A 23,718-nucleotide genomic window follows, 5' to 3' on the forward strand; every position below is an offset into this window, starting at 1 on the left:
TTACTTCTCAACGTTCCAGAACACCGGGATGGCGGACGGTATCAGACCGCGCAACGTCGCGCGATAGGCGGCGGGCTGCGCGAACTGGCCCCACGGAATGCCGGGAGCCTGATCGTACATGACGGCCTGGATCTCGCCCGCGATCTTCTTGCGGTCCTCCTCGGCCGGCGCCTTGGCGAAAGCTTCCGTCAAGGGCGTGATGCGCTGATCGCATTGCCAGCCGGTGAAGTCGGCGCAGTTGAAGGCAACCATGACATTGGTCAGCGGCGAACCCAGATCGAAGCCGCCGGCGTGAACGCCATAGACGCTCCAGCCTTCCTTCTTGGCGCGGCGCGCCAGCACGCTCGCCCAATCCATCACCTGCAGATCGACGTTGAAGCCGGCGGCCTTCAGCCGCTCCGCAAGCACCTGCGCCGAGACGCGCGGCGCTTCGAGATCGTTGGCCTGCATGACGACGACGGGCTCGCCGGCATATTTGGTCGCCTTCAGCGCGGCCTTCGCTGCTTCGATCGACGGTTTCGCCGCCGCTTCGGTGCCGGCCTTGCTCTCATAGGTGGTGCCGCAGGTGAAGAACGTCGCGCAAGGCGTGGCGTATTTGGCATCGAGCCCGAGCGCATCCAGCACTTCGCGCTGATCGACCAGCTTCCACAGCACGCGCCGGATCGCGGGATCGTCGAACGGCTTCGACGCAGCGTTGAGACGATAGGCGCCCGCGAACATGTTGCCGCCGGTGAAGTTGACGAGCTTGACGCGGGAGTTCTTCTCCAACTGCGGCAGCAGATCGAACGGCGCGTATTGCATGAAGTCGACTTCGCCGGCCTGCAGCGCGGAGGCCGCCGTCGAGCCGTCGGGAATGACGCGGATCTCCAGCGTGTCGACACTGACGCGCTTGCCGCCTGCGAGGAAGTCGGCGGGCTCGGGGCGCGGCACATAGTCGGCGAATTTCTTCAGGATCATGCGGTCGCCGGTGCGGTGATCGGCCTTGCTGTAGACGAAGGGACCTGAGCCTACGATCTCGGTGATACGCTGGTCGCCGGGCGTCTTGGCAATCCGCTCGGGCATCATGAAGGCGACAGGGCTGACGGGATTGCCCAGCGCATCGATGACGAGGCCGGACGGCTCCTTCAGCGTCAGCACGAAGGTCTTGGCATCGGTCGGTTCGAGCGAGGACGTGATCGCGAAGATGCGGCGGCCGAGCGCACTGCGCGTGCCCCAGCGGCGCAGCGAGGCCACGCAATCGGCTGCCGTGACCGGCTGGCCATCGTGCCACTTCAGGCCGTCACGCAACGTGAAGCTGTAGGTCAAACCGTCGGCCGAGACTTTCCAGTCCTGCACCATCTGCGGCTTGACGTCGCCCTTGGAATCCTTCGCAAACAGCGTGTCGAACACCATGTAGCCAAACGTGCGCGTAATGTAGGCGGTCGAGAAGTGCGGATCGAGCGTGACGATCTCCGCCTCGAGCACCGCGACGAGATTTCCCGCCGCATGCGCCGGCGCCGCGACGATCGCGAGGCCGAGCAGCGCGGGGACGAAGGACTTCAATTTGAACATCTGTTTCTTCTTGCCTTGGCGAAACGGTTACGGTCGCCAGCAAAAAGCAATGTTCGTGCCCACACGGCAGAAGCACGTATGCGCTCACGACTATCAGCCGCGCGTTTGCGAGGGTGCGGCGTTGCCACCCTGCACGCGAGCGAGATGCGTGAAGCCACGCCCGACTTGTGTCTGTGATTGATGATGAGATTGGAGAGCGGCGCTTTCCCCGATCCTCGGTCATTGCGAGCGCAGCGAGGCAACCCAGAGACTTTCCACGGCGCAATACTGGATTGCTTCGCTGAGCTCGCAATGATGATCTGGAGGCAAATGCGCGCGCCGCTCTCCCTACCCGATCCCCCGGCCGAACTTGTTCGACTTCGGGAAGCCCTTGGGCGGCAGGCGGCCGGCGTCGGCGCGGGTGCCGTGCCACTCCGCGAGCTCCTTCATGGTCGCGGAGAATTCACGGCCCGCGGAGTCCTTCCAGGTCAGGCCGGCCTTGGCGTCGAACACGGCAATGTCCGAAAGGCCGCCGTCCTTGTACTTCTGCAGGCGCACGCCGCGGCCACGGGCCATCTCCGGCACCTGGTCGAGCGGGAAGACCAGCATCTTGCGATTCTCGCCGATCACCGCGACGGTGTCGCCGAGCACTTCGGTGATCGCGCGCGCCTCGTTCGGCATGTCGACGTTGAGAACCTGCTTGCCCTTCTTGGTGGTGCCGACGCAATCGTCCTCGTTGACGACGAAGCCCTGGCCCTCGTGGCTCGCGACCAGGAATTTGCGTCCGCCCTTGTGGACGAACAGCGCGACCGGCGCGGCTTCCTGCTCGAGGTCGATGAACAGGCGGATCGGTTCGCCGTGACCGCGGCCGCCCGGGAGCTTTGCGACGTCGAGCGAGTAGAACTTGCCGTTGGTCGCGAACAGCAGCAGCTTCGAGGTGGTCTCGGCGAAGAACGCGAAGCCCAGCTTGTCATCCTGCTTGAAGGCGAGCCCCGAGAGATCCTCGACATGCCCCTTCATGGTGCGGATCCAGCCCTTGTCCGAGACGACGATGGTCACCGGCTCGCGCTCGACGAAGGCCTCCTCGATGGCTGCAAGATCGTGCTCGGGCGCGTCCGCAAAGGTGGTGCGGCGCTTGCCGAGCGGCGTCTTCGGCCCGAACATGTCGCGGACCTTGCCGACCTGCTCGCTGACCTTCTTCCACTGTTCGGCTTCGGAGGCGAGCACCGCGTTGATGCCCTTGAGCTCGCCGCGGAGGTTCTTGTCCTCGGTGCGGATCTCCATCTCCTCGAGCTTGCGCAAGGAGCGCAGGCGCATGTTGAGGATGGCTTCGGCCTGCACCTCGGTGAGCTTGAAGGCCTTCATCAGCTCGGGCTTCGGCTCATCCTCGGTGCGGATGATCTTGATCACCTTGTCGATGTTCAGATAGGCGATCAGGAACCCGCCGAGGACTTCCAGCCGGTGCTCGATCTGCGCCTTGCGATAATTGCTGCGCCGGATCAACACGTCGCGCAGATGGTCGAGCCATTCGCGCAAGCACTCGGCCAGGCCGACCACCTTGGGCACCTTGCCCTTGATCAGCACGTTGAGGTTCAGCGGGATCTTGTTTTCGAGCTCGGTCAGCCGAAAGAGCGATTCCATCATCAGCGCCGGATCGACGTTCTTCGACTTCGGCTCGATCACGATGCGGACGTCTTCGGCCGACTCGTCCCTGATGTCGCCGACCAGCGGCAGCTTCTTCTGGTCCAGCAGCTCGGCGACCTTCTCGATCAGGCGCGACTTCTGAACCAGGAAGGGAATCTCTGTGACGACGACGACCCAGCTGCCACGTGCGCCCTCTTCCTGCTCCCATCTCGCACGCACACGGAACGAGCCGCGGCCGGTCGTGTAGGCTTCGGCGATGGCCTGCTTGGAATCGACGCAGATGCCGCCGGTCGGGAAATCCGGGCCCTTCACCCACTTCATCAACGCCTTGGATTTCGCGTCGGGCTTCTCGATCAGATGCAGCGCGGCCTCGCAAAGCTCGGCGGCATTGTGCGGCGGGATCGAGGTCGCCATGCCGACCGCGATTCCCTGCGCGCCATTGGCGAGCAGGTTCGGGAAGCCCCCGGGCAGCACGATCGGCTCTTTCGACTGGCCGTCGTAATTGGGGCGGAATTCGACACCGTCCTCGTCGATGCCGTCGAGCAGAAGCCGCGCGACATCGGTCATGCGCGCTTCGGTGTAGCGGTAGGCGGCAGGATTATCGCCGTCGATATTGCCGAAATTGCCCTGGCCGTCGACCAGCGGGTAGCGCGAGGAGAAATCCTGCGCGAGACGTACCATGGCGTCGTAGATCGCCTGGTCGCCGTGCGGATGGAAAGAGCCCATCACGTCGCCGACGATTTTCGCCGACTTCTTGAAGGCCGTGCCCGGGTCGAGACGGAGCAGGCGCATACCGTAGAGGATGCGCCGGTGCACCGGCTTCAGGCCGTCGCGCGCGTCCGGCAGCGCGCGGTGCATGATGGTGGAGAGCGCATAGGCGAGATAGCGCTCTTCCAGCGCTTCCCGCAGCGGCACCTCGTGAATTTCAGCCGGTTCTTCCGGCGGAACGATTCGTTTTCCCATGCCGCCCGGTTAAACCGTGGAAGCGAATCGGGCAAGGATCGATTGTTCCCTGTGGGCGGCTAGAGCCTTTCCCGTGCCGATGGAAACGCGGCTCTAGCTTCTTGTTTTGACGCGTTTTTTTGACGCGAACCGGTGTCCACTTCGCTCGAAAACGCTCTAATGCCCGGCCCAGCCCGCGGTCACCGGCTGAGTGGTTGGCGGCTTTGGAGCCTGCGCCGTGGTTGGCGCATTGGTCAGACAACGCCGGGCCGTCTCGATCTCGGCCTCGGTCGCGCCTTTGGACCGCGCCCATGCCTCTGCGGCTGCTGCCGAATATTTGGCCACATAGAACCTGACGACGGTGCAGGAGGCGCGGCGAAACACGCCCGGCTGCTCGCCTGCGAGTGCGTCCGGTGCCAGCGCGACAAGCGCAGCCGATATCACAAAGCCCTTGATCAGCATGAAGCATTACCCCGGGTTGGAACCCCGAGGGCCAATCCGGGAAACCCGGTTTGGTTCCGCCTTAAATGCTGCGTTGTTGGGCAATGCAGGTCTGTGGAACCGTCATGGCGCTGGAATCGCCGCCCTCGCCTGCTGCCGTGTCAACGCGTTGATGAAGCCTGCCCTTGCGTCGGAATGCACATGCCCGCGCGGCTCCAGCACATGCCGCAGCAGGAACAGGCCGGTGAGCCGAAAGCCGTCCTGGAGATCCTGCTCGGTGAGATCGGTATGCACCTCGCCGTGCCGCAGGAACGGCGGCAGGCGCAACAGGCGATCGCGCCACGGCTCGCCCGCACCGCGCGACACGGCGCCGCCGGATTTCGGCGAAACATAGATCAGGTCCCTGGTCTCGCCGGTCACCGCGCAATTCTCAAGCGCCAGACCGAAACCGAGCTCGGCGAGCATCGCCAGCTCGAAATGGATGACGTGTACAGCGGCACTGCCGATATCGTCGAAATCGTCGAGCGAATGTTCGAGCAGCCCGAAGATCTCCTCGTGCGGATCGCGCTCCGGCAGCAGTCGCGCCACCGAGGCGAGATGGGTGATGCCGTAGACACCGTGAGACGATCCCAGCAGCGTCGCCGCACGCAGCTTCAATCCTTCGATCGCATAGGTGCCGAGATGCTCGTCGAGCCGCGCCCGCCACACCGCGCTGACGCTGTTGCCGGGTTGCAGCAGCGGCCGCATCCGCGCGCTGGCGCCGCCACGGACGAGACCGAGATGCCGGCCATGCGAACGCGTCAGGAGCTCGACGATGGCGCTGCTCTCGCCATGCCGCCGCACCCCCAGCACGATGCCTTCGTCGGTCCATTCCATGGGATGAAGCTTAGCGGATTCCGCCCTTCAATCGTAGGGCGGATTAGCCGAAGGGATGATCCGCCGATCGTCTCCACGCATATAAGCAGTGGATTTTGCTTCGCGAATCCACCCTGTGCAGCTTCACGCGTTGAACCAGCCCTGCGCGTCGCCGTTGAAGGAGAAATACAGGCCCATCGTCGTCAGCACGCAGGACACGACCTCGATGGCGCTGTCGAGTTCCAGGCCTTTCTCGCCGATGGTCTGGCCGAGCGAGATCACCGACAGGACCAGCGCTGCCGCCAGCACCCAGCGCGGCCAGTTCTTGCGTCGATGCGCAGCCAGCCAGACGAAATAGACCAGCAGCAAGATCATGCCGGCCGCGAGCAAGGTCGCCGTCATGATCATCTGCTCGGTCATCTCGGCATTGGGCGTGCGGTCCTGCGCGGCGACCGACAGGGCATCCAGCATCAACGATGCATAGAGCAGCGCCTCGAAGCGCCGGACGTTGCTGGGCACGTTCATCGGTGACCTGTCTTTTCTTGGTTATTCCCTGGGGAAGTCCAGGCCCATCTCGCGATAGCGATCGGGATCGTCACCCCAGTTCTCGCGCACCTTGACGAACAGGAACAAATGCACCGGCACGTCCAGGATCTGCATCAGCTCCTTGCGCGAGTCCGCGCCGATCGACTTGATGGTGGCGCCGCCCTTGCCGAGCACGATCTTGCGCTGGCTTTCGCGCTCGACGAAGATCGTCTGCTCGATGCGCACCGATTTGTCCTTGCGTTCCTCCCACTTGTCGGTCTCGACCGTGGACTGGTAGGGCAATTCCTGGTGCAGCTTCTGATAGATCTTCTCGCGCGTGATTTCGGCAGCCAGCTGCCGCATCGGCGCATCCGACATCTGGTCCTCGGGGTAGAGGAACGGTCCCGGCGGCACCATTTCCGCGAGCGTCTTGCGGATGTCGTCGACGCCATCGCCCGAGATCGCCGAGATCATGAAGGTCCGCGCGAATTTCATGCGCTCATTGGCGGCCTGTGCCAGCGCCAGCAGCTTCTCGCGCTGGACCAGATCGACCTTGTTGATCACCAGGATCTTCTCGTGATTGACGCTCGCGGCCTTGGCGAGGATGGCCTCCGCCTCCTCGTCAATGCCGGTCTTGGCATCGAGCAGCACGCAGACGAGATCGGCATCATGCGCCCCGCTCCAGGCGGTCGAGACCATGGCGCGGTCGAGCCGGCGCTTGGGAAGGAAAATGCCGGGCGTGTCGACCAGGATGATCTGCGCGTTGTTCTCGATAACGATGCCGCGGATCAGCGCGCGCGTGGTCTGCACCTTGCGCGAGACGATCGTGACCTTGGCACCGACCAGGGCGTTGACCAGCGTGGATTTGCCGACATTGGGCGCGCCGATCAGCGCAACGAAGCCGCAGCGCGTCGCGGCGGGCGCCTTGTCGCTTGCTTCAGCCGTCATTGCTGCCGCCAACGCCTTCGCGTTCGATCATCACCGAAGCCGCCACCTTCTCTGCCGCGCGCTTGCTGCCGCCGACGCCTTCGGCCGGAGCCAATCCCGGCAGGTCCACCGCGACACGGAACTGCGGATCGTGATGCGGGCCGGTGCGCTCGACCTCGCGGTAAACCGGCGTCGGCAGCCCCTTGCCTTGCGCCCACTCCTGAAGGACGGTCTTGGGGTCGCGCAAGGGACGGCGCGGCTTGTGCATCCGCTCCGTCCAGTTGCGCTTGACGAACTCGGACGCGGCCGTATAGCCGCCATCGAGGAAGACGGCGCCGATCACCGCTTCGCAGATGTCCCCGAGCACGCTCTTGCGCAGGCGCGCGTCGGCGCCGGGACCGACCGAGCCCAGCTTGATGTCGTCGAGCAGACCGAGCGACTTGGCGACGTCGGCGCAGCTCTCCTTGCGCACGAGTTCGGCAAGACGCTTGGACAGCTCGCCCTCATCGGCATTCGGGAAAGCGTGATAGAGCATGTCCGAGACGACCAGCCCGAGCACGTGGTCGCCGAGGAATTCCAGCCGCTGATAGCTATCGCCGCGCTTGCGCCCGGACTTCAGTGCCGAGACATGCGTGATCGCCTGCATCAGGAGATTCGGGTCGGCGAAGCTGTGGCCGATGCGCGCCTCGAGCGCCGCGTTCGCATCCGTGGCCTTGGCCTTGCTGCTCCGCACCCGCTTCTTCTTCGCAGGCGTCTTGTCTGCAACTGTCTTGTCTACGGTTGTCTTGTCTGCAGCCGTCCTGGTCACAGCTTCCCCTTCGGGGCCCGCTTGCGCCTCGATCGGTTGGGTCGCGATGTCCTTGGCTTCGTCTTTCATCGGACAATTTTGAAGAAACGATTCCAGCGTACCGCCCACGGCCAGCGCCAGAACATCCAGGCATGCTCGCCTTCGGCGATGGAGAAGAAGATCATCTGGGCGCGGCCGATCAGATTCTCCTGCGGCACATAGCCGACCTGGCCGAGGAAGCGGCTGTCAGTGGAGTTGTCGCGATTGTCGCCCATCATGAAGAAATGACCGGCCGGCACCGTGTAGACGTTGGTGTTGTCCATGTACCCGTTGTCGGCGCAGTCCAGCGTCTCGTAGGAGACGCCGTTCGGCAGCGTCTCCTTCCAGCGTTTCACCCGGGAGATGCCGCCACCTTCGGAGCCGCAGGGGTCTTCGCCGACAAATTCGCTCATGCGTTGCCGCTCGACGGGCGCGTCGTTGATGTAGAGCAGCCCGTCCCGCATCTGGACGCGGTCGCCGGGAAGACCGATCACGCGCTTGATGTAGTCGGTGGAATCGTCCTTCGGCAGCCGAAACACGACGATGTCGCCGCGGTTCGGATCCGAGCCCCAGATCCGCCCCGAGAACAGCGGCGGCGAGAACGGGATGGAATAGTGGCTGTAGCCGTAGGAAAATTTCGAGACGAACAGGTAGTCGCCGACGAGCAACGTCGCCTTCATCGAGCCGGACGGGATGTTGAAGGGCTGAAACAGGAAGGTGCGGATCACCAGCGCGATCAGGAGAGCATGAATGACGACCCGGATCGTTTCACCGATGCCGCTCTCAGTTTTCGTTCCTGAAGTCACGCTCATTGCTCTCTCAATTCCGGCCGGCGGTCACAGAGCGCCCTCCTCCCGCGAACAGCCCATCGGTTCGCGGTCCAAGGAGATTGTCCTGATTCTGACAGTGAGGGCCAATTCCGGCGTAAAGCCGAATTCACCCAGCCTGATTTGCGTCGGCGGACTTTTAGACGGTTGTCGGAGACCGCGCAATCAAGGATCGCATCAAAACTGAATAACGCATTGATCTATCAGTAAAATCACAGAAATTCCGGCATCTCGTCAGGGCTTCGCCAGCGGGACGGCGGAAATGATGACGAAGGCCTGCGCCAGCGGCCAGTCGTCGGTGATCGAAACGTCGATCCGCGCCTCGAACCCGTCCGGCGTCAGGGCCTTAAGCCGGGCCAGGGCGCCGCCGGTCAGTTGCATGGTCGGCCGTCCCCCCGGCAGGTTGACCACCCCCATGTCGCGCCACCAGACGCCGCGCCGGATGCCGGTGCCGAGCGCCTTGGAGCAGGCCTCCTTGGCGGCGAAGCGCTTGGCATAGGTCGCGACCACCATCTTCTCGTTCTTGGCACGCCGTTCCGCCTTGGCCCGCTCCGCCGCGGTGAAGATGCGGTCGAGGAAGCGCTCACCATGGCGCTCGATCACCTTGCCCACGCGGGTGATGTCGATCAGGTCGGAGCCGATGCCGATGATCATGCCCGGCTCCGGCCGCGGTCCATCGCCGCGCGCATGCTGCGCACGGTCTCGGCCAACCCCACGAACAGGGCTTCGCCGATCATGTAGTAGCCGATGTTGAGCTCCATGATCTCGGGCAGGGCCGCGATCGTCTCCGCCGTCGCATAGTCCAGCCCGTGACCGGCGTGAACCTCGAGCCCCGCGGCCTTCGCGAGCTTCGCCCCCGCCACGATCCGGTGCCATTCGGCCTCGGCCTTCGCGGTATGGCCGTCGACGACGGCGTCGCACCATGCGCCGGTGTGGATCTCGATCACGGGCGCGCGCAGCCGTGCCGCCATCTCGATCTGGGCGGGATCGGCGGCGATGAACAACGAGACGCGGATGCCGGCGTCGTTCAGCCGCGCGATATAGGGCGCGAGCGCATTGTGCTGACCGACCACGTCGAGGCCGCCTTCGGTCGTCACCTCCTGGCGCCGCTCCGGCACGAGGCACACGGCGTGCGGCTTGGTGGCGAGCGAGATCCGCATCATGTCGTCGGTCGCCGCCATCTCGAAGTTGAGAGGCTTGGAAATCTCCGCCTTCAGCCGCGCCATGTCCTCGTCGCGGATGTGCCGGCGATCCTCGCGCAAATGCGCGGTGATGCCGTCGGCGCCGGCTTCGATCGCGAGCAGCGCGGCGCGCACCGGATCGGGATTGCGGCCGCCGCGCGCGTTGCGCAGGGTCGCGACATGGTCGACATTGACGCCGAGGCGGAGGGGAGTTGCGGGCATTTCAGGACTCACGAAATCAAGGTGATAGGCGCATATGCAAGCGTCTATCCATTAACACGTTCGACGCGGGCGACGACGGCCTTGGCGCGCAACTGGGCCAGGATCGCGCTCAGATGCTTCAGATCGTAGACTTCGAGATCGATCGTCGTCTCGGTGAAGTCCGGCGAGCGGCGCTGCATGCTGATATTGTCGATGTTGCCGTCGTGCTCGGCGATCACGGTCGCGATCTGCGCGAGCGCGCCGGGCTCGTTGACGTTCTCGACCCTGATGCGGGCCGGAAATCGCTGCGGGAGAGAATCCTCGATGTCCCAGCGCACGTCGAGCCAGCGCTCCGGCTCCTCCTCGAAATCCTTCAGGGCCGGCGCCTGGATCGGATAGATCGTGATGCCCTCGCCCGGCGTGACGATGCCGACGATGCGATCCCCCGGCACGGCGCCGCCATTCGGCGCGAACTTCACCGGCAGGTCGGAATTGATGCCGCGGATCGGGATCGCGACCGGGCTGCGCGAGGGCTCCGACGATTTCTCCTTGAGCTTGGCGGCCAGCCCCTTCTTGACGCCGTAGCGCGCGATGCGCTCCTCCTTGTAGTCGGGGTACATCGCACGCGCGACGTGGGAGGCCTTGATCTCGCCGCGCCCGACGGCCGCCATGACGTCCTCGATCGAGGTGCGCGCGAGCCGCGGCAGCGCACCCTTGAGCTTGTCGTCGGCGTATTCGATCTTGGCGCGCTCGAACAGGCGCTCGACGATGCGCCGGCCGAGGCCGACATATTGATCGCGCACGGCAGTGCGCGTGGCGCGGCGGATCGCGGCCCGCGCCTTGCCGGTGACAGCGAGCGTCTCCCAGGCCGACGGCGGCGCCGACTGCGCCTCCGAGGTCAGCACCTCGACCTCGTCGCCGTTCTGGAGCTCGGAAGACAAGGGCGCGAACTTGCCGTTGATCTTGCAGCCGACCGCGCTGTTTCCCACGTCGGTGTGCACCGCATAGGCGAAGTCGATCACGTTGGCATGGCGCGGCAGCGCGATCAGCTTGCCCTTCGGGGTGAAGCAGAACACCTGGTCGTGGAACAGCTCGAGCTTGGTGTGCTCCAGGAATTCCTCGGGGTTGGCGCTTTCCGAGAGGATGCCGATGGTGTGGCGCAGCCAGGCGAACGCGTTGGACTCGCGCTTGAGGTATTCGGTCGGCGAGCCCACGCCTTCCTTGTAGAAGACGTGCGCGGCGATGCCGCGCTCGGCGATCTGGTCCATCGCCTCGGTGCGGATCTGGAGCTCGACGCGCTGGTTGCCGGGGCCGATCACGGTGGTGTGGATCGAGCGGTAGTCGTTCTGCTTCGGCGTCGAGATGTAGTCCTTGAAGCGCCCCGGCACCACCGGCCAGGTGGTGTGCACGATGCCGAGCGCGCGATAGCAGGCTTCGATGTCGTTGACGACGAGGCGGAATCCGAAGATGTCGGACAATTGCTCGAAGCCGACCGACTTCCGCTCCATCTTGGTCCAGATCGAGAATGGCTTCTTGCGGCGGCCATAGACGCGCGCGCCCAGCCCCCGGTGGCGCAGATTGTTGGAGAGCTGGTCCTCGATCTCGCCGATCAGGTTGCGGTTGCGCTCGGCGAGCGCGTCGAGCCGCTGCATCACCACCGAGTAGGCCTCGGGGTCGAGGGTGCGGAAGGACAGGTCCTCCAGCTCCTCGCGCATTTCCTGCATGCCCATGCGCCCGGCGAGCGGCGCATAGATGTCGAGCGTCTCCTCGGCGATGCGCCGGCGCGATTCCGTCGGCACGAAATCCAGCGTGCGCATGTTGTGCAGGCGGTCGGCGAGCTTGACCAGAAGCACACGGACATCATCGGCAATGGCCAGCAACAATTTGCGCAGGTTCTCGGCCTGTTTAGCTTCCCGCGACACCAGCTCGAGCCGCTTCAGCTTGGTCAGGCCCTCGACCAGGGCGCCGATCTCGGGTCCGAAGATCTGGTCGATCTCGGCCCGCGTCGCCTCGGTGTCCTCGATGGTGTCATGCAGCAGCGCGGCCACGATCGTAGCGTCGTCGAGCTTGAGGTCGGTGAGAATCGCCGCCACTTCGAGCGGGTGCGAGAAATACGGGTCGCCCGAGGCGCGGGTCTGCGAACCATGCGCCTTCATGGCGTAGACATAGGCCCGGTTCAGCAGGTCTTCGTTTGTGTTGGGATTATAGGACCTGACGCGCTCGACGAGATCATATTGACGCATCATGCGTGCGCGGGGCCTGGCCGGACGGGCGACCGGCGCAGTCGGGGCCACGGCAACCGATTCGGTTGCGGCCTGCATCTGCGTGGGTCTGCGACGCCGAAATACCATACCGTCCTGCCTTCAAGCGGACCCTGAGCCGGCCCGCTGCATATACATCCTAGCTCCGATCGCGCTCGTGTCCGATCAATTCAGTGACAGGACCCAGCGCCAACCGACCACGCCATGGTAACCACGAAAAGGTCAACAAAAGCAAAGGCCCGAACAACGGTTCGGGCCTTCGATAAGATCACAAGAAATCGATGGTCGCGACGGAGGAATTACTCGTCTTCCTCGGGCTGCTCCTCCGGGGGCGCGAGGCCTTCCAGACCCTTCAGGAGCTCCTCTTCGGTCATGCGCTCCACGGCAACCTCGGTATCGTCGGCATCGACGCTCGCGCCCGCGGAACCGATCAGCGGCACCGTGTCCGGCTCGGGCTCATCGACCTCGACGAACTTCTGGAGGGAATGCACCAGCTCCTCGCGGAGGTCCTCCGGCGAAATCGTCGTCTCGGCAATTTCGCGCAAAGACACAACAGGGTTCTTGTCGTTATCGCGGTCAACCGTTAGTTGTGAACCGGACGAGATCATGCGGGCACGGTGGGCAGCCAGCAGGACCAAGTCAAACCGGTTGTCGACCTTGTCGATACAATCTTCTACGGTGACGCGAGCCATGGACTGTCGCTCCGTTGTGGGTGGGACGAAATATGTGGATGATTGGGGCTAGTTATAGGGACCGGGACGGTTTCGCAAGGCCAATTTGTGATTTGGCCTCGCCAAACGGCTCTGCTACCCCCACATTGGGGCTGAGACGGGTGGTTTTCCGGGCTGCCATCATGTGCGGCGCCGGGTGTATGCAAGTCCGCCATAACTATACCTTGATTGCCCCGACTTCTCCGGATTTGCGGTTTCGACGGGTCGCGGCGGCACTCTAGAACTGCGCGGCTTGCTGTCGCCGCGCCAACAAAAAACGATCAATCACGAACACTACGCGAGCAACTGAATGTCACCTTCTCCTACCAACAAGATCGCGCTCTTCATCGATGGAGCCAATCTCTACGCGACGGCGAAAACTCTGGGCTTCGACATCGATTACAAGCGCCTCCTGAAGGAGTTTCAGAGCCGCGGGACGTTGTTGCGGGCGTTCTATTACACCGCCATCATCGAAGATCAGGAATACTCCTCGATCCGGCCGTTGATCGACTGGCTGGACTACAACGGCTACACCGTCGTCACCAAGGCGACCAAGGAATTCATCGACGCCTCCGGCCGCCGCAAGGTCAAGGGCAACATGGACATCGAGCTCGCGGTGGACGCCATGGAGCTGGCCGAGCACATCGACCAGATGGTGCTGTTCTCGGGTGACGGCGACTTCCGTTCCCTGGTCGAGGCCGTGCAGCGCCGCGGCGTGCGGGTCACGGTGATCTCCACCATCGCCAGCCAGCCGCCGATGATTGCCGACGAGTTGCGCCGTCAGGCCGATGTCTTCACCGACCTCGTCGAGCTGCAATCCAAGCTCGGTCGCGACCCCTCCGAGCGCCCCGCCCCGCGTGACCGCGGCGAGCGTGGCGAACGCCACCACGCCCCCCAATTCCTCCAGCGCGCAACCACGATGGCGCCGAGGGGCGATGACGACTTCGAGGAGTGAGGCGGCCCGGACGAGCCGCCAGCCCCTCACCGTCGTTCCCGGCCGCGACTGCCCGCTCTGTCCGCGCCTGGTCGCCTTTCGCGAGGCGAACCGCGCACGAGAGCCCTCATGGCACAATGCGCCGGTCGCGCCCTTCGGCGACATCAAGGCGCGCCTCCTGATCGTGGGCCTCGCGCCGGGAATGCAGGGCGCCAACCGCACGGGACGGCCGTTCACCGGCGATTATGCCGGCGACCTGCTCTACGCCACGCTGATCGAATACGGCTTCGCCAAGGGGACCTATCAGGCGCGCCCCGATGACGGCCTGAAACTCGTCGACTGCCGGATCGCCAATGCGGTGCATTGCGTGCCGCCGCAGAACAAGCCGCTGCCGGTCGAGATCAACACCTGTCGCCAGTTCCTCACGGCGAATCTCGATGCGATGTCGAACCTGCGCGCGATCGTCGCGCTCGGGCGGATTGCGCACGACAGCGTGCTCAAACCGCTGAATCTGAAGGGCTCGCAGGCTCCCTTCGGCCACGGCGCGGTGCATCAGGCAGGCCGGTTCAAGCTCTACGACAGCTATCATTGCTCGCGCTACAACACGAACACCGGCGTGCTGACGCCGGACATGTTCCGATCCGTGTTCGCTAGGATCAAGGCCGACCTCGACTAGGCCTCGGGAATAGGCCTTGGATCAGGCCTTGGCGGGGTTGGCTTTCAGCCAATCCAGGACGTCGCCGGCGTTCCGGTCGGGCGGGAACACCGGATAGAACACATGACTGATCCTGCCATCGTCGATGATCAGCGCCAGGCGCTTGATCAGCGTCAGGCCTGCGACCTCCATGGTCGGCAGGTTCAGGGCACGCGTGAGCGCCAGCTTCTCGTCCGAGAGCACAGGGAATGGCAAATGGAGGCGCGAGGCCATCTCGGTCTGATACGCGTTGCTCTGGGTCGAGAGGCCAAACACGTGCGAGGCGCCGGCGGCTTTCAGCTCGGCGAACAGATCGCGGAACGCGCAAGTCTGCGGCGTGCAGCCGCGCGCTCCCGGGATCATGTCCCAATCGTCGACCAGCGCGATCTTGCCGGGCTCGCCGGTGCGGGGATAGGCGAACACCACGGTGCGGCCGCGCAGCGCCGACAGGGTGACCGACGTGTCGTCAGTCGCGAGAAGCCCGATCGGCGGCAACGTCATGCCAACGAGATGCGCGGCGCCGCCGTCGTCCGAGGGCGCAGGAATCTGACTCCAATCAACCTCCAGCAGACTCCGTTGATTCATCGCGTCATCCCCTCGCCCGCATCAGCCGGCCCTTCTCCCGGCTCCAGTCGCGCTTCTTTTCGGACTCGCGCTTATCGTGCAGCTTCTTGCCTTTTGCAACTGCGAGCTGCAATTTCGCGCGCCCGCGCTCGTTGAAGTAGAGCTTGAGCGGGATCAGCGTCATGCCCTCGCGGTCGACCGCGCCCATCAGCTTGTTGATCTGACGGCGGTGGAGAAGAAGCTTTCGCGGCCGCTTGGGCTCGTGATTGAATCGATTGCCCTGGAGATATTCGGGAATGGTGGCGTTGATCAGCCAGATCTCGCCGTTCTTGGAATCGGCATAGGATTCCGCGATCGTGCTCTTGCCGTTGCGGATCGACTTGACCTCGGTCCCCGTCAGCGCAATCCCCGCCTCGATCGTATCTTCGATCGCATAGTTGAAGCGGGCCTTGCGATTTTCCGCCATGACCTTGATCGGACGTTCGTTCTTATCGGCCATGACGGACAAACCTGATCGAGATGCGCGCGTATTCTAACAGTTCGGATGAAGTGCGCGCGTCACTTCTTGAGGAGATCGCGGATCTCGGTCAGGAGCTCGACTTCGGCCGACGGCTTCTGCGGCTCCGCGGGCTTGGCCTCTTCCTTGCGCTTCAGCGTGTTCATGGCGCGGATCACCAGGAACAGCACGAAGGCCACGATCATGAAGTTGATCGTCAGCGTGAGGAAGCTGCCCCAAGCCAGCACGGCGCCTTGCTTTTTCGCATCGGCTAAGTTGGTGGCGGTGACCGCCTTCGACAAGGGGGTGAAGTAATTCGAGAAGTCGAGCCCGCCGGTGACAGCGCCGATGATCGGCATGATGACGTCGCCGACCAGCGAGTTGACGATGGCGCCGAACGCCGCGCCGATGATGACGCCGACCGCGAGATCGACGACGTTGCCCTTCATGGCGAACTCGCGGAACTCCTTCAGCATGCGCGCGCCCTTTTCCTCGACGGTCACGAAAGGCTCCCCCAGTAAGGCCGAGGCGTCAGTTGATGAGGCCGGCGTGCACCATGGCGCTGCGCACCGCAACGCGCGTCGGCTCGGAGACCGGCACCATCGGCAGCCGCAGCGTCTCCTCCAGCTTGCCGAGCAGCGACATCGCATACTTGATCGGCGCCGGATTGCTCTCGATGAAGAGGTTGTTGTGCAGCGGCATCAGCTTGTCGTGGATCGCGAGCGCCGCCTTGGTGTCGCCCTTCTGCCAGGCGGCGTGGAACTCCGAGCACAGGCGCGGCGCTACGTTCGAGGTGACAGAGATGCAGCCATGGCCGCCATGGGCCATGTAACCGATGATGGTGGCGTCCTCGCCCGAGAGCTGGTTGAAATCCTCACCCATCGCCGCGCGCTGCTGCGACACGCGCACCATGCTGGCCGTGGCATCCTTGACGCCGGCGATGTTCTTCAGCTCCCACAGCCGGTTCATGGTGTCGACCGACATGTCGATCACCGAGCGCGGCGGGATGTTGTAGATGATGATCGGAATGCCGATCGCGTCGTTGATCGCCTTGAAGTGCTGGTACATCCCCTCCTGGGTCGGCTTGTTGTAGTAGGGGGTCACGACCAACACGGCATCCGCGCCCGCCTTCTCCGCGTGCTGGGCGAGCTCGATCGCCTCCTTGGTCGAGTTGGAGCCGGCCCCGGCGATGACGGGCACGCGGCCCTTGGCTTCAGCGATGCACCATTCCACCACCTTCTTGTGCTCGTCATGGCTGAGCGTCGGACTCTCGCCGGTCGTGCCGACCGGGACCAGGCCGTTGGTGCCCTCTGAAATCTGCCAATTGACGAGGGAGCGGAACGCCGCCTCGTCCAGCGAGCCGTTCTTGAACGGCGTGACCAAGGCGGTGAACGACCCCCGGAATTTCGTCTTGGCTGCCATGGACTTCCTCCGTACGCGGCGATCTCTTGAGCAAGCCCCATTCATATCGGGTCTATCCCGCCGGTAAAAGGCCCGCTTCTGTGTGACGCAGGGTTTAGGTCGCGATTTTGCCGCGGTGGCGTTGCAAATTGGCCCGAGGTAAGCGGCTGTTGGTAATTTGTCCGCATATTCAATCAGATTCAGCTAGATCTTGAGCCATTCCACTGATTCGGGGCGACGAAACGCCGTGACCTCCTTTGCTCGTGCCGCATGGCGATCCACCGGTCTGGCCGTGTGCCTGATGGCTGGGCTGTCCATGGGCTGCGCTGCGCTCGCCAAGTCGAATGAGACGGCCGCGGAAGCTGCCAAGGGCCCCGCGAAGCCAGCTACCAAGGGATCGGCCAAGGACACAGCGAAGGACACGGCGAAGGAAACAACCAAGGGAACCGGCAAAGACGCAGCGAAGGACGCCGCAAAAGGCGCGGCCAAGGGTCCGGCGAGCGCGCCTGCCAAGGATGCCGCGAAGAAGCCTGCCAAGGATTCTGCCGGCAAGGAACCCGCGAAGGACAAGCCGAAGCCTGCGGCAACGGCCCCTGCGCCCAAATCGCAACCAACGGCCGGCGGGTCTCCCCACAAACCATTTCCCGCACCGGCCGTGACGGCCACCGTCAAGCCGACCGCCCCGGTCGCTGCCAGACCGGTTGCGGCTCCTGTGCTCGCCCCTGCGACCCGCCAGCATGCGGCGCCGCGCAAGCCGGTCATCCCGGCCGCGGTCGCTGCGACGTCGTCGACGCCGCAAGCCGACAAGGACACGCTGGAGACCGTCATCGAGCTCGTGCGCAAGCGCAAGGCCGGCGAGGCCGCCAATGCCGCAGCCGGCATCTCGGATCCCGTCGCGCGAAAGCTCGCCGAATGGATCATCCTGCGCAGCGAGGACAATGGCGCAAGCGTAGAGCGTTATCGCGCCTTCCTCGCCGCCAATCCGAGCTGGCCGTCGCAGACCTTCCTGCGCCGGCGCCTGGAGGCCGCGATGTGGGACGACAGGCGCGACGATTCGGTCGCGTGGTCGTGGTTCGAGAACGAGTCCCCGATCTCCGCCAAGGGCCGCTTCACGCTCGCCAAGGCGATGCTGGCGCGAGGCGACCGCGCCAATGCCGAACGGCTGGTGCGCGACGCCTGGCGCAGCGATCCGATGTCGGAGGACACCGAGAACAATGCGCTCGACCAGTTCGGCGCCCTGCTGACGCCGGGCGATCAGAAGGCGCGGATGGACACCCTGCTCTACGGCAGCGAGACCGAGGCGGCGCTGCGCGCGGCAAAGCGCCTCGGCGCCGGCTATGTCGCCCTCGCCAAGGCCCGCATCGCCGCCGTCAAGAAGGCGCCGAACGCACGCGCGCTGCTCGATGCGGTGCCGCGCGAGCTGCACGGCGATCCCGGCTACATCTTCAGCAAGATCCAGCTGCTGCGCCGCGAGGAAAAGTTCGCCGAGGCCGCCCAGTTGATGCTGTCCGCGCCGAAGGACCCGGGCCGCCTGCACAATCTCGACGAATGGTGGATCGAGCGGCGCCTTCTGGCGCGCAAGATGATCGACACCGAGGAATTCCGCAGCGCCTATCTGATCGCGCGCGACGCCGCGCTGCCTTCGCGCGACATCTACAAGACCGAGCAGGAGTTCACTGCCGGGTGGATCGCGCTGCGCTTCCTCAACGACCCCGCAACCGCCGCCCAGCATTTTGCCCGCATCGGCGTCGGCAGCGTCAATCCGACGGCGCTGGCGCGGGCCGGCTATTGGCAGGGCCGCGCAGCCGAAGCGATGGGTCGTCAGCAGGAGGCCCGCAACGCCTATGCCCGCGCCGCCGAACAGTCGACCAGCTATTACGGTCAGCTCGCGCGCGCAAAGCTCGGCCTGCCGCAAATCGAGCTCAACAGCCAGCCGCGCGGGCGCGGCGCCGAGCGGCTGGAGATCGTGCGCGCGGCGCATCTGCTCTACGAGCTCGACGCGCGCGAGCTCGCGGTGCCCCTGCTCGCCGACATGGGCGAGAACGGCGATCCCGAGGCGCTTGCCGGCCTTGGCGAGCTCACCCAGCGCTACGGCGACGCGCGCGGCATGCTGCTGGTCGGCAAGGCCGCGCTCAATCGCGGCCTGCCGTTCGATTTCTACGCCTATCCGGTCAACGGCATTCCGCAGTTCACACCGATCGGTCCGGAGGTCGAGCGCAGCATCGTCTATGCGATCGCCCGCCAGGAGAGCGCGTTCAATCCGTCAGTGGTCTCGCCGGCGCAGGCCTATGGGCTGATGCAGGTGACGCCGGATGCCGCGCGCTATGTCTGCAAGCGGCACGGCGCGACCTACGACCTCGCAAGGCTGAAGAACGATTCGGTCTACAACGCCACGCTCGGCTCGGCCGAGCTCGGCGGATTGCTCGAGGACTACCGCGGCTCCTACATCATGACCTTTGCCGCCTACAATGCCGGCCGCGGCAGCGTGAAGAAGTGGGTCGAACGTTACGGCGATCCGCGCAACCCAAAGGTCGACGCGGTCGATTGGGTCGAGCTGATCCCGTTCTCCGAGACGCGCAATTACGTGCAGCGGATCATGGAGAACCTTCAGGTCTACCGCGCCCGCTTCGGCGGCGGCACGCGCTTGCAGATCGAAGCCGATCTGCGTCGCGGCGCCGTAAGCGTGGAATAGCGGTCTCCTCTCACCTCGCAGCTCTTCGAGCATGGATGGCGAGCACCATCCTGATCGGCAACCGACCAGGCGAAGCATCCCTGCCGATCGACGACTATCCTCGGGCGCGCCTTCTCGACACGCAGCTCGAGCGCTGCTGCGGCGGTGATCCGACCGGTAGATTCGGGCTCGGCGCGCTCGGAGATGGAGGCGCCGCCCCACCCTGCTGTCGGGAAAGAACGTCACGGCGTCCGCGACGGCCGAGCCGCCAACGGCAACCCTCTCTGCGCACCCAGGTCGCTGACGGCTCGCAGCCGTCCCCTCTTCCGCATCCACTTCGATCGGGTTGCAACGAAGAACACCAGCGACGATGAGCTGCGCGCCAGGTCAGAGCGTTTTCGAGCGAAGTGGACGCCGGTTCGCGTCAAGAAAACGCGTCAAAACGAGAATCTGGAGCCGCGCTCCGATTCCATCGGAACGGGAAAGGCTCTGGCCCATTGCGCGGAGGGAGATCGAATGGCTGGGAAAAGAAAAGCCCCGGCGGTTTCCCGCCGGGGCTCTCTGTCAGGTCGTTAGACCGAACTTACCAGTTGCGCTGAGCGCGGAGGAGCAGCGTGAAGCTGTCCTGATCCTTGAGCTCGTACGCAGCGACCGGCTTGGCCAGCGCAGCGCTGGCGCCAGCAGCGGTGACCGTCCCTGCAGCGTACTTCTGGTCCAGATGGGTCCAGTTGAAGTCAGCCGAGAAGGTCAGGTTCTTGACGGGGGTCCAGCGGGTGATGAGACCCAACTGAGCGATGTTGTAGTCCGGGTTGCAGGAAGCCGAGGCAATGCCGAGGGCAACCGACACAGTGCCGCCCACGCCGCACATCGCGGTCTTGGCTGCGCCGCTGTAGCGGACCCCAGCGTAAGCACCGTAGAGCGCCGTGTTCCAGTACGGATCCCAGTTGTGGGTGAACGCACCGCGCATACCCCAGGTCTGGACCAGCTCCAGGCCGCCGCCGGCTACGAAGACCGCGTCAGGCGCGAAGGCAATGCCGAGGCTCTGATACGCACCACCGAGGCCCGTGCTGCCGTAGCTCGTCCAAGCACCAGCGCCACCGGCGAGATCCTGGATGTTGTAACGGGTCGCACCGTCCGTGTAGACGCCCTGGATGTTGATCGTGTCACCCGCACCAGTCGGGATGTTCTTGATCGACAGAGCCAGCTGAGCCGCCCAACCCCACTTGTCGCCGGGATGACCGGTGACTTCCGTGGCGCCGTAGTAGCCCGCATGGTTCTCATGAGCCGCAACCGACGCCTGGAACAGACCCCAAGCCTGGTCGACGCGGACCATGGCAACGAGGTCGGGCGAACGCGAGCCGGCCGTGTTGTTGCTGCCGTAGCCGAAGGTACCCGGCAGGGAGAGGTTGTTGATACCAGCCTGATAGTACTGGACCTGATCCTGCGCCGAGAAGGCTGCCGTGATGCCCTGACCGAAGTCAGCGGTGTAGGTGAACTGGTTCACACCGGTGACCGTGCCACCACCACCGACGAGACCGTCGAAGTTGTTGCCGGGATAGTTGGTCCAGGGAGCGGAGAACTGGGAGACCGCCTTACCCATCGTGAAGCCAGCGAACTGGATGAAGGCGTAGTACACACCGAGCGAACCACCGGCAACCGAGCCGTTACCGTTCGTTCCGGCGGGAGCCGAGTCATAGGCCGTGGTACCACCGCCGGTGTAGCCACCGGTCGTCCACGAGAAGGTCGCATCGAAGAACGTGCGGACCACGCCGTATTCGGTCGCGGTGCGCGTGTCGATGTTGAGGTCCTGACGAGACCGCATGGTGTAGTAGTTGCTGAGGCGATTGTGCGCGCCAGCGGCGCCGCTGAACGCGCCGTTGTAAACGCTGTTGGTGCCCAGCGCGACTTCAGCGCGCAAGTAACCACCCAGCTTGATGCAAGTGTCGGTGCCCGGGATGTAGTAGAATCCGGCTCCGTACAGGGAGCAGATCTTCACGTATTCGACCGCTTTGGCCTTCACGGGGAGATCGGCTGCCTGCGCTCCGCCAACGGCGATCAGACCCGCCGCTGAACCGAGCAAAAGGCTCTTAACCAACTTCATGTTAAACCTCCAAGTTTGCTCTATAGGGAAGGTTCCGGATCCGCTGGGTGACGACACCCTAAGGTTGGTTCCCTTGTCCCTTAACTTCACCGCTTAGCCGCTTCGCGCTTTCGGACACACCCGCTAACGCGAGGGACTTAAGCGAACCACCTAAACCGGGACGACCTCGGGATGCCCCCCTCCGTCGCTCAGTCACAATTACCGAACGCCCTTGCACACACAACAACAGAACGCTCTGAAACGGGCCGATGAAGAGTGTTTTCCAACGGGTGTTGCACAAATAACACGCAGATGTGATCAGATCGCCCTTGTAACATATTGTTTTAACTATTGTTTTTCGATCGGTTCCATTTGCCATCAAAGTTCCCCACATGAGGCGCCCTCGGCGAGAGCTCCGCCTGGAGCGGCTTTGACGCGCTCGAATCGTGGAATCAGGAAAGGAGACTCAGCGGGCAGTATCGCCCCGCCTCCAGCGGTCCGAGGCAAGCCCGGTCACTGCGACGGCTGAGGCGCGCCGCAAACACCCTCTATATGAATGCAAGGATTCGAATCGGGTGGCTGGCGGCCAGGCAGGAGACGCCAATCGTCCATGGACTCCGCGCGCAAGGTTGAATTCCCCCGCAAATTCAGCTTCTGACACGAGCAAAGAGGCTTCTTGAGACGGAACACCCTTGCGCCATGCGCCGGATGCTCCAGCTTTGGGCCCGTTTTCGCAGCGCTCCACTCTCGCCCGAGGGCAAGCCCGCTTGTTTTGAAAGATCGGTGGGAATATTCGAACGAAAACACACGCTTCCAAATTGACCGGCCCAAGCGATTAGGGGCATAAGGCTCGCACCGGAGAGGTGGCCGAGTGGCTGAAGGCAACGCTTTGCTAAAGCGTCATACGGTCTCAAGCTGTATCGAGGGTTCGAATCCCTCCCTCTCCGCCAACCGGCACCAGAATCAATCGAGTTCTGTGGGTTCTTTCGCCCGAGAGCGATCGTAACGCCGGCCTGTAAGCCTGGCATCAGGGTGCCCCACCGCGAGCTCAGCTCGATTCGCGCGGTCCTTCTATATTGCGCACCTAGATGCCGGATCGCCATATCCGCCAATACGAGGGCGATATCAGCACGGCCTCGTCGGCCCAAACATTGAACCAGACGCCGCCCTTGCGCCGACACGGAAAGGACCAGGGCACGACACCCGTCTTGTGCAGACGTCCGAGTTCCAGGTCGCACTCATCGGGGGCGATCTGAATCGGCAGCCATCGTCCATTCGTGTCCAGGTCGCCCATGCCGTCGTCTTATGCGGCGGCACGACGGGGAAGCTTGATTCAGCGCAACTGGGCCTGCCCGTGCGAACCCGGGTCAGCCACTCGCTCATCTCAGTGGGCGGAAACCCACGCCCTCGCCTCGCGCTGCGCGACCGAAATCTCGGCGTCCGACATCTGCCCGGCGACTTCCTGGCGCAGGACCACGGCCTCCTTGCGGCCCTTCAACGCGGCGAGGTTGAACCATTTGTGCGCGGCGACGAGATCGACGATCCCGGAGCGGCCGCTCGCCCAATAAATCCCGCGCTCGAACAGCACGTCCGACAGCGCGCTCGCGTCGGTCGGCGTCGCCGTCTCCAGATCGAAAGTACCCTGAAACATCACGCATCCCCTTTGTTCTTATGCCGTCTCGTTCCCCCGAGCGCGGCTCCCGTCCGATTCAGATTTGCGCACGACCCTTGCCGGAAAACCGGAAGACCACTTTTCCGGGATCATGCGCCGTTCAACTCATCCCCATGCCGTTTGCCGGCTTGTTGGAGGCGATGATGGCGGGCAAATTTGAATGGCAGTTTAAGTATCGCGATGAAGCAGACGTAAACGCGAGCGTGCGACGCCGACGCACGGAATCCAGAAATCCCCGGTTTACAGGCACTTCTGCAATTCCTCAGATTCGGTTTACCTTGGGATTTTGGGACATCGATAACCATTGCGCGCGGTGAGGCATGTCGTGTGGTGGGC

22 protein-coding genes and 1 tRNA gene are annotated in these 23,718 nt (G+C 64.0%); 4 read left to right on the top strand and 19 right to left on the bottom strand.

What is annotated here, in order from left to right; translation table 11 throughout:
- The 12 genes from ACYCVF_RS29915 to rpoZ all read right to left on the bottom strand — a co-directional run bounded on the left by ACYCVF_RS29915 (window position 1) and on the right by rpoZ (window position 12,852).
- Complete coding sequence (locus ACYCVF_RS29915) at window positions 1-1,551, bottom strand: ABC transporter substrate-binding protein (protein WP_459595281.1); 1,551 nt, start codon at window positions 1,549-1,551, stop codon at window positions 1-3.
- A gap of 327 nt (window positions 1,552-1,878) precedes the next feature.
- Window positions 1,879-4,137, bottom strand: a complete 2,259-nt coding sequence (gene parC / locus ACYCVF_RS29920; RefSeq protein WP_459595280.1) for a DNA topoisomerase IV subunit A — start codon at window positions 4,135-4,137, stop codon at window positions 1,879-1,881.
- A 156-nt stretch (window positions 4,138-4,293) separates the two neighbouring features.
- Window positions 4,294-4,578 (bottom strand): hypothetical protein, encoded by a 285-nt coding sequence (locus ACYCVF_RS29925; protein ID WP_459595279.1) that lies wholly within the window; start codon window positions 4,576-4,578, stop codon window positions 4,294-4,296.
- A 102-nt stretch (window positions 4,579-4,680) separates the two neighbouring features.
- Window positions 4,681-5,433 carry a DNA repair protein RecO gene (gene recO, locus ACYCVF_RS29930; protein WP_459595278.1) on the bottom strand — a complete coding sequence of 251 codons (753 nt, stop codon included), beginning with the start codon at window positions 5,431-5,433 and terminating at the stop codon, window positions 4,681-4,683.
- A gap of 123 nt (window positions 5,434-5,556) precedes the next feature.
- Window positions 5,557-5,937 (bottom strand): hypothetical protein, encoded by a 381-nt coding sequence (locus ACYCVF_RS29935; RefSeq protein ID WP_459595277.1) that lies wholly within the window; start codon window positions 5,935-5,937, stop codon window positions 5,557-5,559.
- A gap of 21 nt (window positions 5,938-5,958) precedes the next feature.
- Entirely contained in the window at window positions 5,959-6,885 is a 927-nt protein-coding gene (gene era / locus ACYCVF_RS29940; protein WP_459595276.1) for a GTPase Era, read from the bottom strand.
- Window positions 6,875-7,741 carry a ribonuclease III gene (gene rnc / locus ACYCVF_RS29945; RefSeq protein WP_459595275.1) on the bottom strand — a complete coding sequence of 289 codons (867 nt, stop codon included), beginning with the start codon at window positions 7,739-7,741 and terminating at the stop codon, window positions 6,875-6,877. The genes era and rnc overlap by 11 nt, the downstream gene beginning before the upstream one ends.
- Window positions 7,738-8,502: a signal peptidase I gene (gene lepB, locus ACYCVF_RS29950; RefSeq protein ID WP_459595274.1), complete on the bottom strand. Its 765-nt coding sequence runs from the start codon at window positions 8,500-8,502 to the stop codon at window positions 7,738-7,740. Before lepB ends, rnc begins: the two co-directional genes overlap by 4 nt.
- 249 nt (window positions 8,503-8,751) lie before the next feature.
- Window positions 8,752-9,171, bottom strand: coding sequence for a holo-ACP synthase (gene acpS / locus ACYCVF_RS29955; RefSeq protein ID WP_459595273.1), 420 nt, complete (start codon window positions 9,169-9,171; stop codon window positions 8,752-8,754).
- Window positions 9,168-9,920, bottom strand: a complete 753-nt coding sequence (locus tag ACYCVF_RS29960) for a pyridoxine 5'-phosphate synthase (protein ID WP_459595272.1) — start codon at window positions 9,918-9,920, stop codon at window positions 9,168-9,170. Before ACYCVF_RS29960 ends, acpS begins: the two co-directional genes overlap by 4 nt.
- 44 nt (window positions 9,921-9,964) lie before the next feature.
- The gene (locus ACYCVF_RS29965; RefSeq protein ID WP_459595271.1) at window positions 9,965-12,250 is read right to left on the bottom strand and encodes a RelA/SpoT family protein; all 2,286 of its coding nucleotides are present in this window, start codon (window positions 12,248-12,250) and stop codon (window positions 9,965-9,967) included.
- Window positions 12,251-12,459: 209 nt separating this feature from the next.
- A complete protein-coding gene (gene rpoZ / locus ACYCVF_RS29970; protein WP_007603391.1) occupies window positions 12,460-12,852 on the bottom strand; it encodes a DNA-directed RNA polymerase subunit omega in 393 nt (130 codons plus the stop codon).
- Window positions 12,853-13,180: 328 nt separating this feature from the next.
- On the opposite strand from rpoZ, the gene ACYCVF_RS29975 reads away from it, so the two are divergent.
- Together ACYCVF_RS29975 and ACYCVF_RS29980 are read left to right on the top strand one after the other, a co-directional pair.
- Complete coding sequence (locus ACYCVF_RS29975; protein WP_027573659.1) at window positions 13,181-13,825, top strand: LabA-like NYN domain-containing protein; 645 nt, start codon at window positions 13,181-13,183, stop codon at window positions 13,823-13,825.
- A complete protein-coding gene (locus ACYCVF_RS29980) occupies window positions 13,806-14,480 on the top strand; it encodes a uracil-DNA glycosylase (RefSeq protein WP_459595270.1) in 675 nt (224 codons plus the stop codon). The genes ACYCVF_RS29975 and ACYCVF_RS29980 overlap by 20 nt, the downstream gene beginning before the upstream one ends.
- Window positions 14,481-14,501: 21 nt before the next feature.
- On the opposite strand, the gene ACYCVF_RS29985 is transcribed toward ACYCVF_RS29980, so the two are convergent.
- The 4 genes from ACYCVF_RS29985 to dapA are packed head-to-tail and all read right to left on the bottom strand — an operon-like array spanning window position 14,502 to window position 16,980.
- Entirely contained in the window at window positions 14,502-15,083 is a 582-nt protein-coding gene (locus tag ACYCVF_RS29985; RefSeq protein WP_459595269.1) for a peroxiredoxin, read from the bottom strand.
- 4 nt (window positions 15,084-15,087) lie between these two features.
- Window positions 15,088-15,561 carry an SsrA-binding protein SmpB gene (smpB, locus tag ACYCVF_RS29990; RefSeq protein ID WP_024341117.1) on the bottom strand — a complete coding sequence of 158 codons (474 nt, stop codon included), beginning with the start codon at window positions 15,559-15,561 and terminating at the stop codon, window positions 15,088-15,090.
- A gap of 59 nt (window positions 15,562-15,620) precedes the next feature.
- Complete coding sequence (gene mscL, locus ACYCVF_RS29995) at window positions 15,621-16,034, bottom strand: large conductance mechanosensitive channel protein MscL (protein ID WP_459596431.1); 414 nt, start codon at window positions 16,032-16,034, stop codon at window positions 15,621-15,623.
- A 55-nt stretch (window positions 16,035-16,089) separates the two neighbouring features.
- Complete coding sequence (dapA, locus tag ACYCVF_RS30000; protein WP_459595268.1) at window positions 16,090-16,980, bottom strand: 4-hydroxy-tetrahydrodipicolinate synthase; 891 nt, start codon at window positions 16,978-16,980, stop codon at window positions 16,090-16,092.
- 280 nt (window positions 16,981-17,260) lie between these two features.
- Here dapA and ACYCVF_RS30005 point away from each other — a divergent pair, with 280 nt between their 5' ends.
- The gene (locus ACYCVF_RS30005; protein WP_459595267.1) at window positions 17,261-19,651 is read left to right on the top strand and encodes a lytic transglycosylase domain-containing protein; all 2,391 of its coding nucleotides are present in this window, start codon (window positions 17,261-17,263) and stop codon (window positions 19,649-19,651) included.
- Between the two features lie 562 nt (window positions 19,652-20,213).
- Here ACYCVF_RS30005 and ACYCVF_RS30010 read toward each other — a convergent pair.
- Complete coding sequence (locus ACYCVF_RS30010) at window positions 20,214-21,731, bottom strand: porin (RefSeq protein WP_459595266.1); 1,518 nt, start codon at window positions 21,729-21,731, stop codon at window positions 20,214-20,216.
- 836 nt (window positions 21,732-22,567) lie between these two features.
- Between ACYCVF_RS30010 and ACYCVF_RS30015 the strand changes: the two genes are divergently transcribed.
- A tRNA-Ser gene (locus ACYCVF_RS30015) sits at window positions 22,568-22,660 on the top strand.
- A gap of 134 nt (window positions 22,661-22,794) precedes the next feature.
- Here ACYCVF_RS30015 and ACYCVF_RS30020 read toward each other — a convergent pair.
- Together ACYCVF_RS30020 and ACYCVF_RS30025 are read right to left on the bottom strand one after the other, a co-directional pair.
- Entirely contained in the window at window positions 22,795-23,004 is a 210-nt protein-coding gene (locus ACYCVF_RS30020) for a hypothetical protein (RefSeq protein ID WP_459595265.1), read from the bottom strand.
- Window positions 23,005-23,094: 90 nt separating this feature from the next.
- Window positions 23,095-23,361, bottom strand: coding sequence for a hypothetical protein (locus ACYCVF_RS30025; protein ID WP_459606453.1), 267 nt, complete (start codon window positions 23,359-23,361; stop codon window positions 23,095-23,097).
- Window positions 23,362-23,718: the final 357 nt, after the last annotated feature.

This window comes from Bradyrhizobium cedriense, assembly GCF_054602315.1.

Bases quoted from the DNA above. Each gene is read 5' to 3' on its own strand.
- ACYCVF_RS29915 (WP_459595281.1), bottom strand. From the start codon at position 1,551: ATGTTCAAATTGAAGTCCTTCGTCCCCGCGCTGCTCGGCCTCGCGATC.
- parC (WP_459595280.1), bottom strand. From the start codon at position 4,137: ATGGGAAAACGAATCGTTCCGCCGGAAGAACCGGCTGAAATTCACGAG.
- ACYCVF_RS29925 (WP_459595279.1), bottom strand. From the start codon at position 4,578: ATGCTGATCAAGGGCTTTGTGATATCGGCTGCGCTTGTCGCGCTGGCA.
- recO (WP_459595278.1), bottom strand. From the start codon at position 5,433: ATGGAATGGACCGACGAAGGCATCGTGCTGGGGGTGCGGCGGCATGGC.
- ACYCVF_RS29935 (WP_459595277.1), bottom strand. From the start codon at position 5,937: ATGAACGTGCCCAGCAACGTCCGGCGCTTCGAGGCGCTGCTCTATGCA.
- era (WP_459595276.1), bottom strand. From the start codon at position 6,885: ATGACGGCTGAAGCAAGCGACAAGGCGCCCGCCGCGACGCGCTGCGGC.
- rnc (WP_459595275.1), bottom strand. From the start codon at position 7,741: ATGAAAGACGAAGCCAAGGACATCGCGACCCAACCGATCGAGGCGCAA.
- lepB (WP_459595274.1), bottom strand. From the start codon at position 8,502: ATGAGCGTGACTTCAGGAACGAAAACTGAGAGCGGCATCGGTGAAACG.
- acpS (WP_459595273.1), bottom strand. From the start codon at position 9,171: ATGATCATCGGCATCGGCTCCGACCTGATCGACATCACCCGCGTGGGC.
- ACYCVF_RS29960 (WP_459595272.1), bottom strand. From the start codon at position 9,920: ATGCCCGCAACTCCCCTCCGCCTCGGCGTCAATGTCGACCATGTCGCG.
- ACYCVF_RS29965 (WP_459595271.1), bottom strand. From the start codon at position 12,250: ATGGTATTTCGGCGTCGCAGACCCACGCAGATGCAGGCCGCAACCGAA.
- rpoZ (WP_007603391.1), bottom strand. From the start codon at position 12,852: ATGGCTCGCGTCACCGTAGAAGATTGTATCGACAAGGTCGACAACCGG.
- ACYCVF_RS29975 (WP_027573659.1), top strand. From the start codon at position 13,181: ATGTCACCTTCTCCTACCAACAAGATCGCGCTCTTCATCGATGGAGCC.
- ACYCVF_RS29980 (WP_459595270.1), top strand. From the start codon at position 13,806: ATGACGACTTCGAGGAGTGAGGCGGCCCGGACGAGCCGCCAGCCCCTC.
- ACYCVF_RS29985 (WP_459595269.1), bottom strand. From the start codon at position 15,083: ATGAATCAACGGAGTCTGCTGGAGGTTGATTGGAGTCAGATTCCTGCG.
- smpB (WP_024341117.1), bottom strand. From the start codon at position 15,561: ATGGCCGATAAGAACGAACGTCCGATCAAGGTCATGGCGGAAAATCGC.
- mscL (WP_459596431.1), bottom strand. From the start codon at position 16,034: ATGCTGAAGGAGTTCCGCGAGTTCGCCATGAAGGGCAACGTCGTCGAT.
- dapA (WP_459595268.1), bottom strand. From the start codon at position 16,980: ATGGCAGCCAAGACGAAATTCCGGGGGTCGTTCACCGCCTTGGTCACG.
- ACYCVF_RS30005 (WP_459595267.1), top strand. From the start codon at position 17,261: ATGGCTGGGCTGTCCATGGGCTGCGCTGCGCTCGCCAAGTCGAATGAG.
- ACYCVF_RS30010 (WP_459595266.1), bottom strand. From the start codon at position 21,731: ATGAAGTTGGTTAAGAGCCTTTTGCTCGGTTCAGCGGCGGGTCTGATC.
- ACYCVF_RS30020 (WP_459595265.1), bottom strand. From the start codon at position 23,004: ATGGGCGACCTGGACACGAATGGACGATGGCTGCCGATTCAGATCGCC.
- ACYCVF_RS30025 (WP_459606453.1), bottom strand. From the start codon at position 23,361: ATGTTTCAGGGTACTTTCGATCTGGAGACGGCGACGCCGACCGACGCG.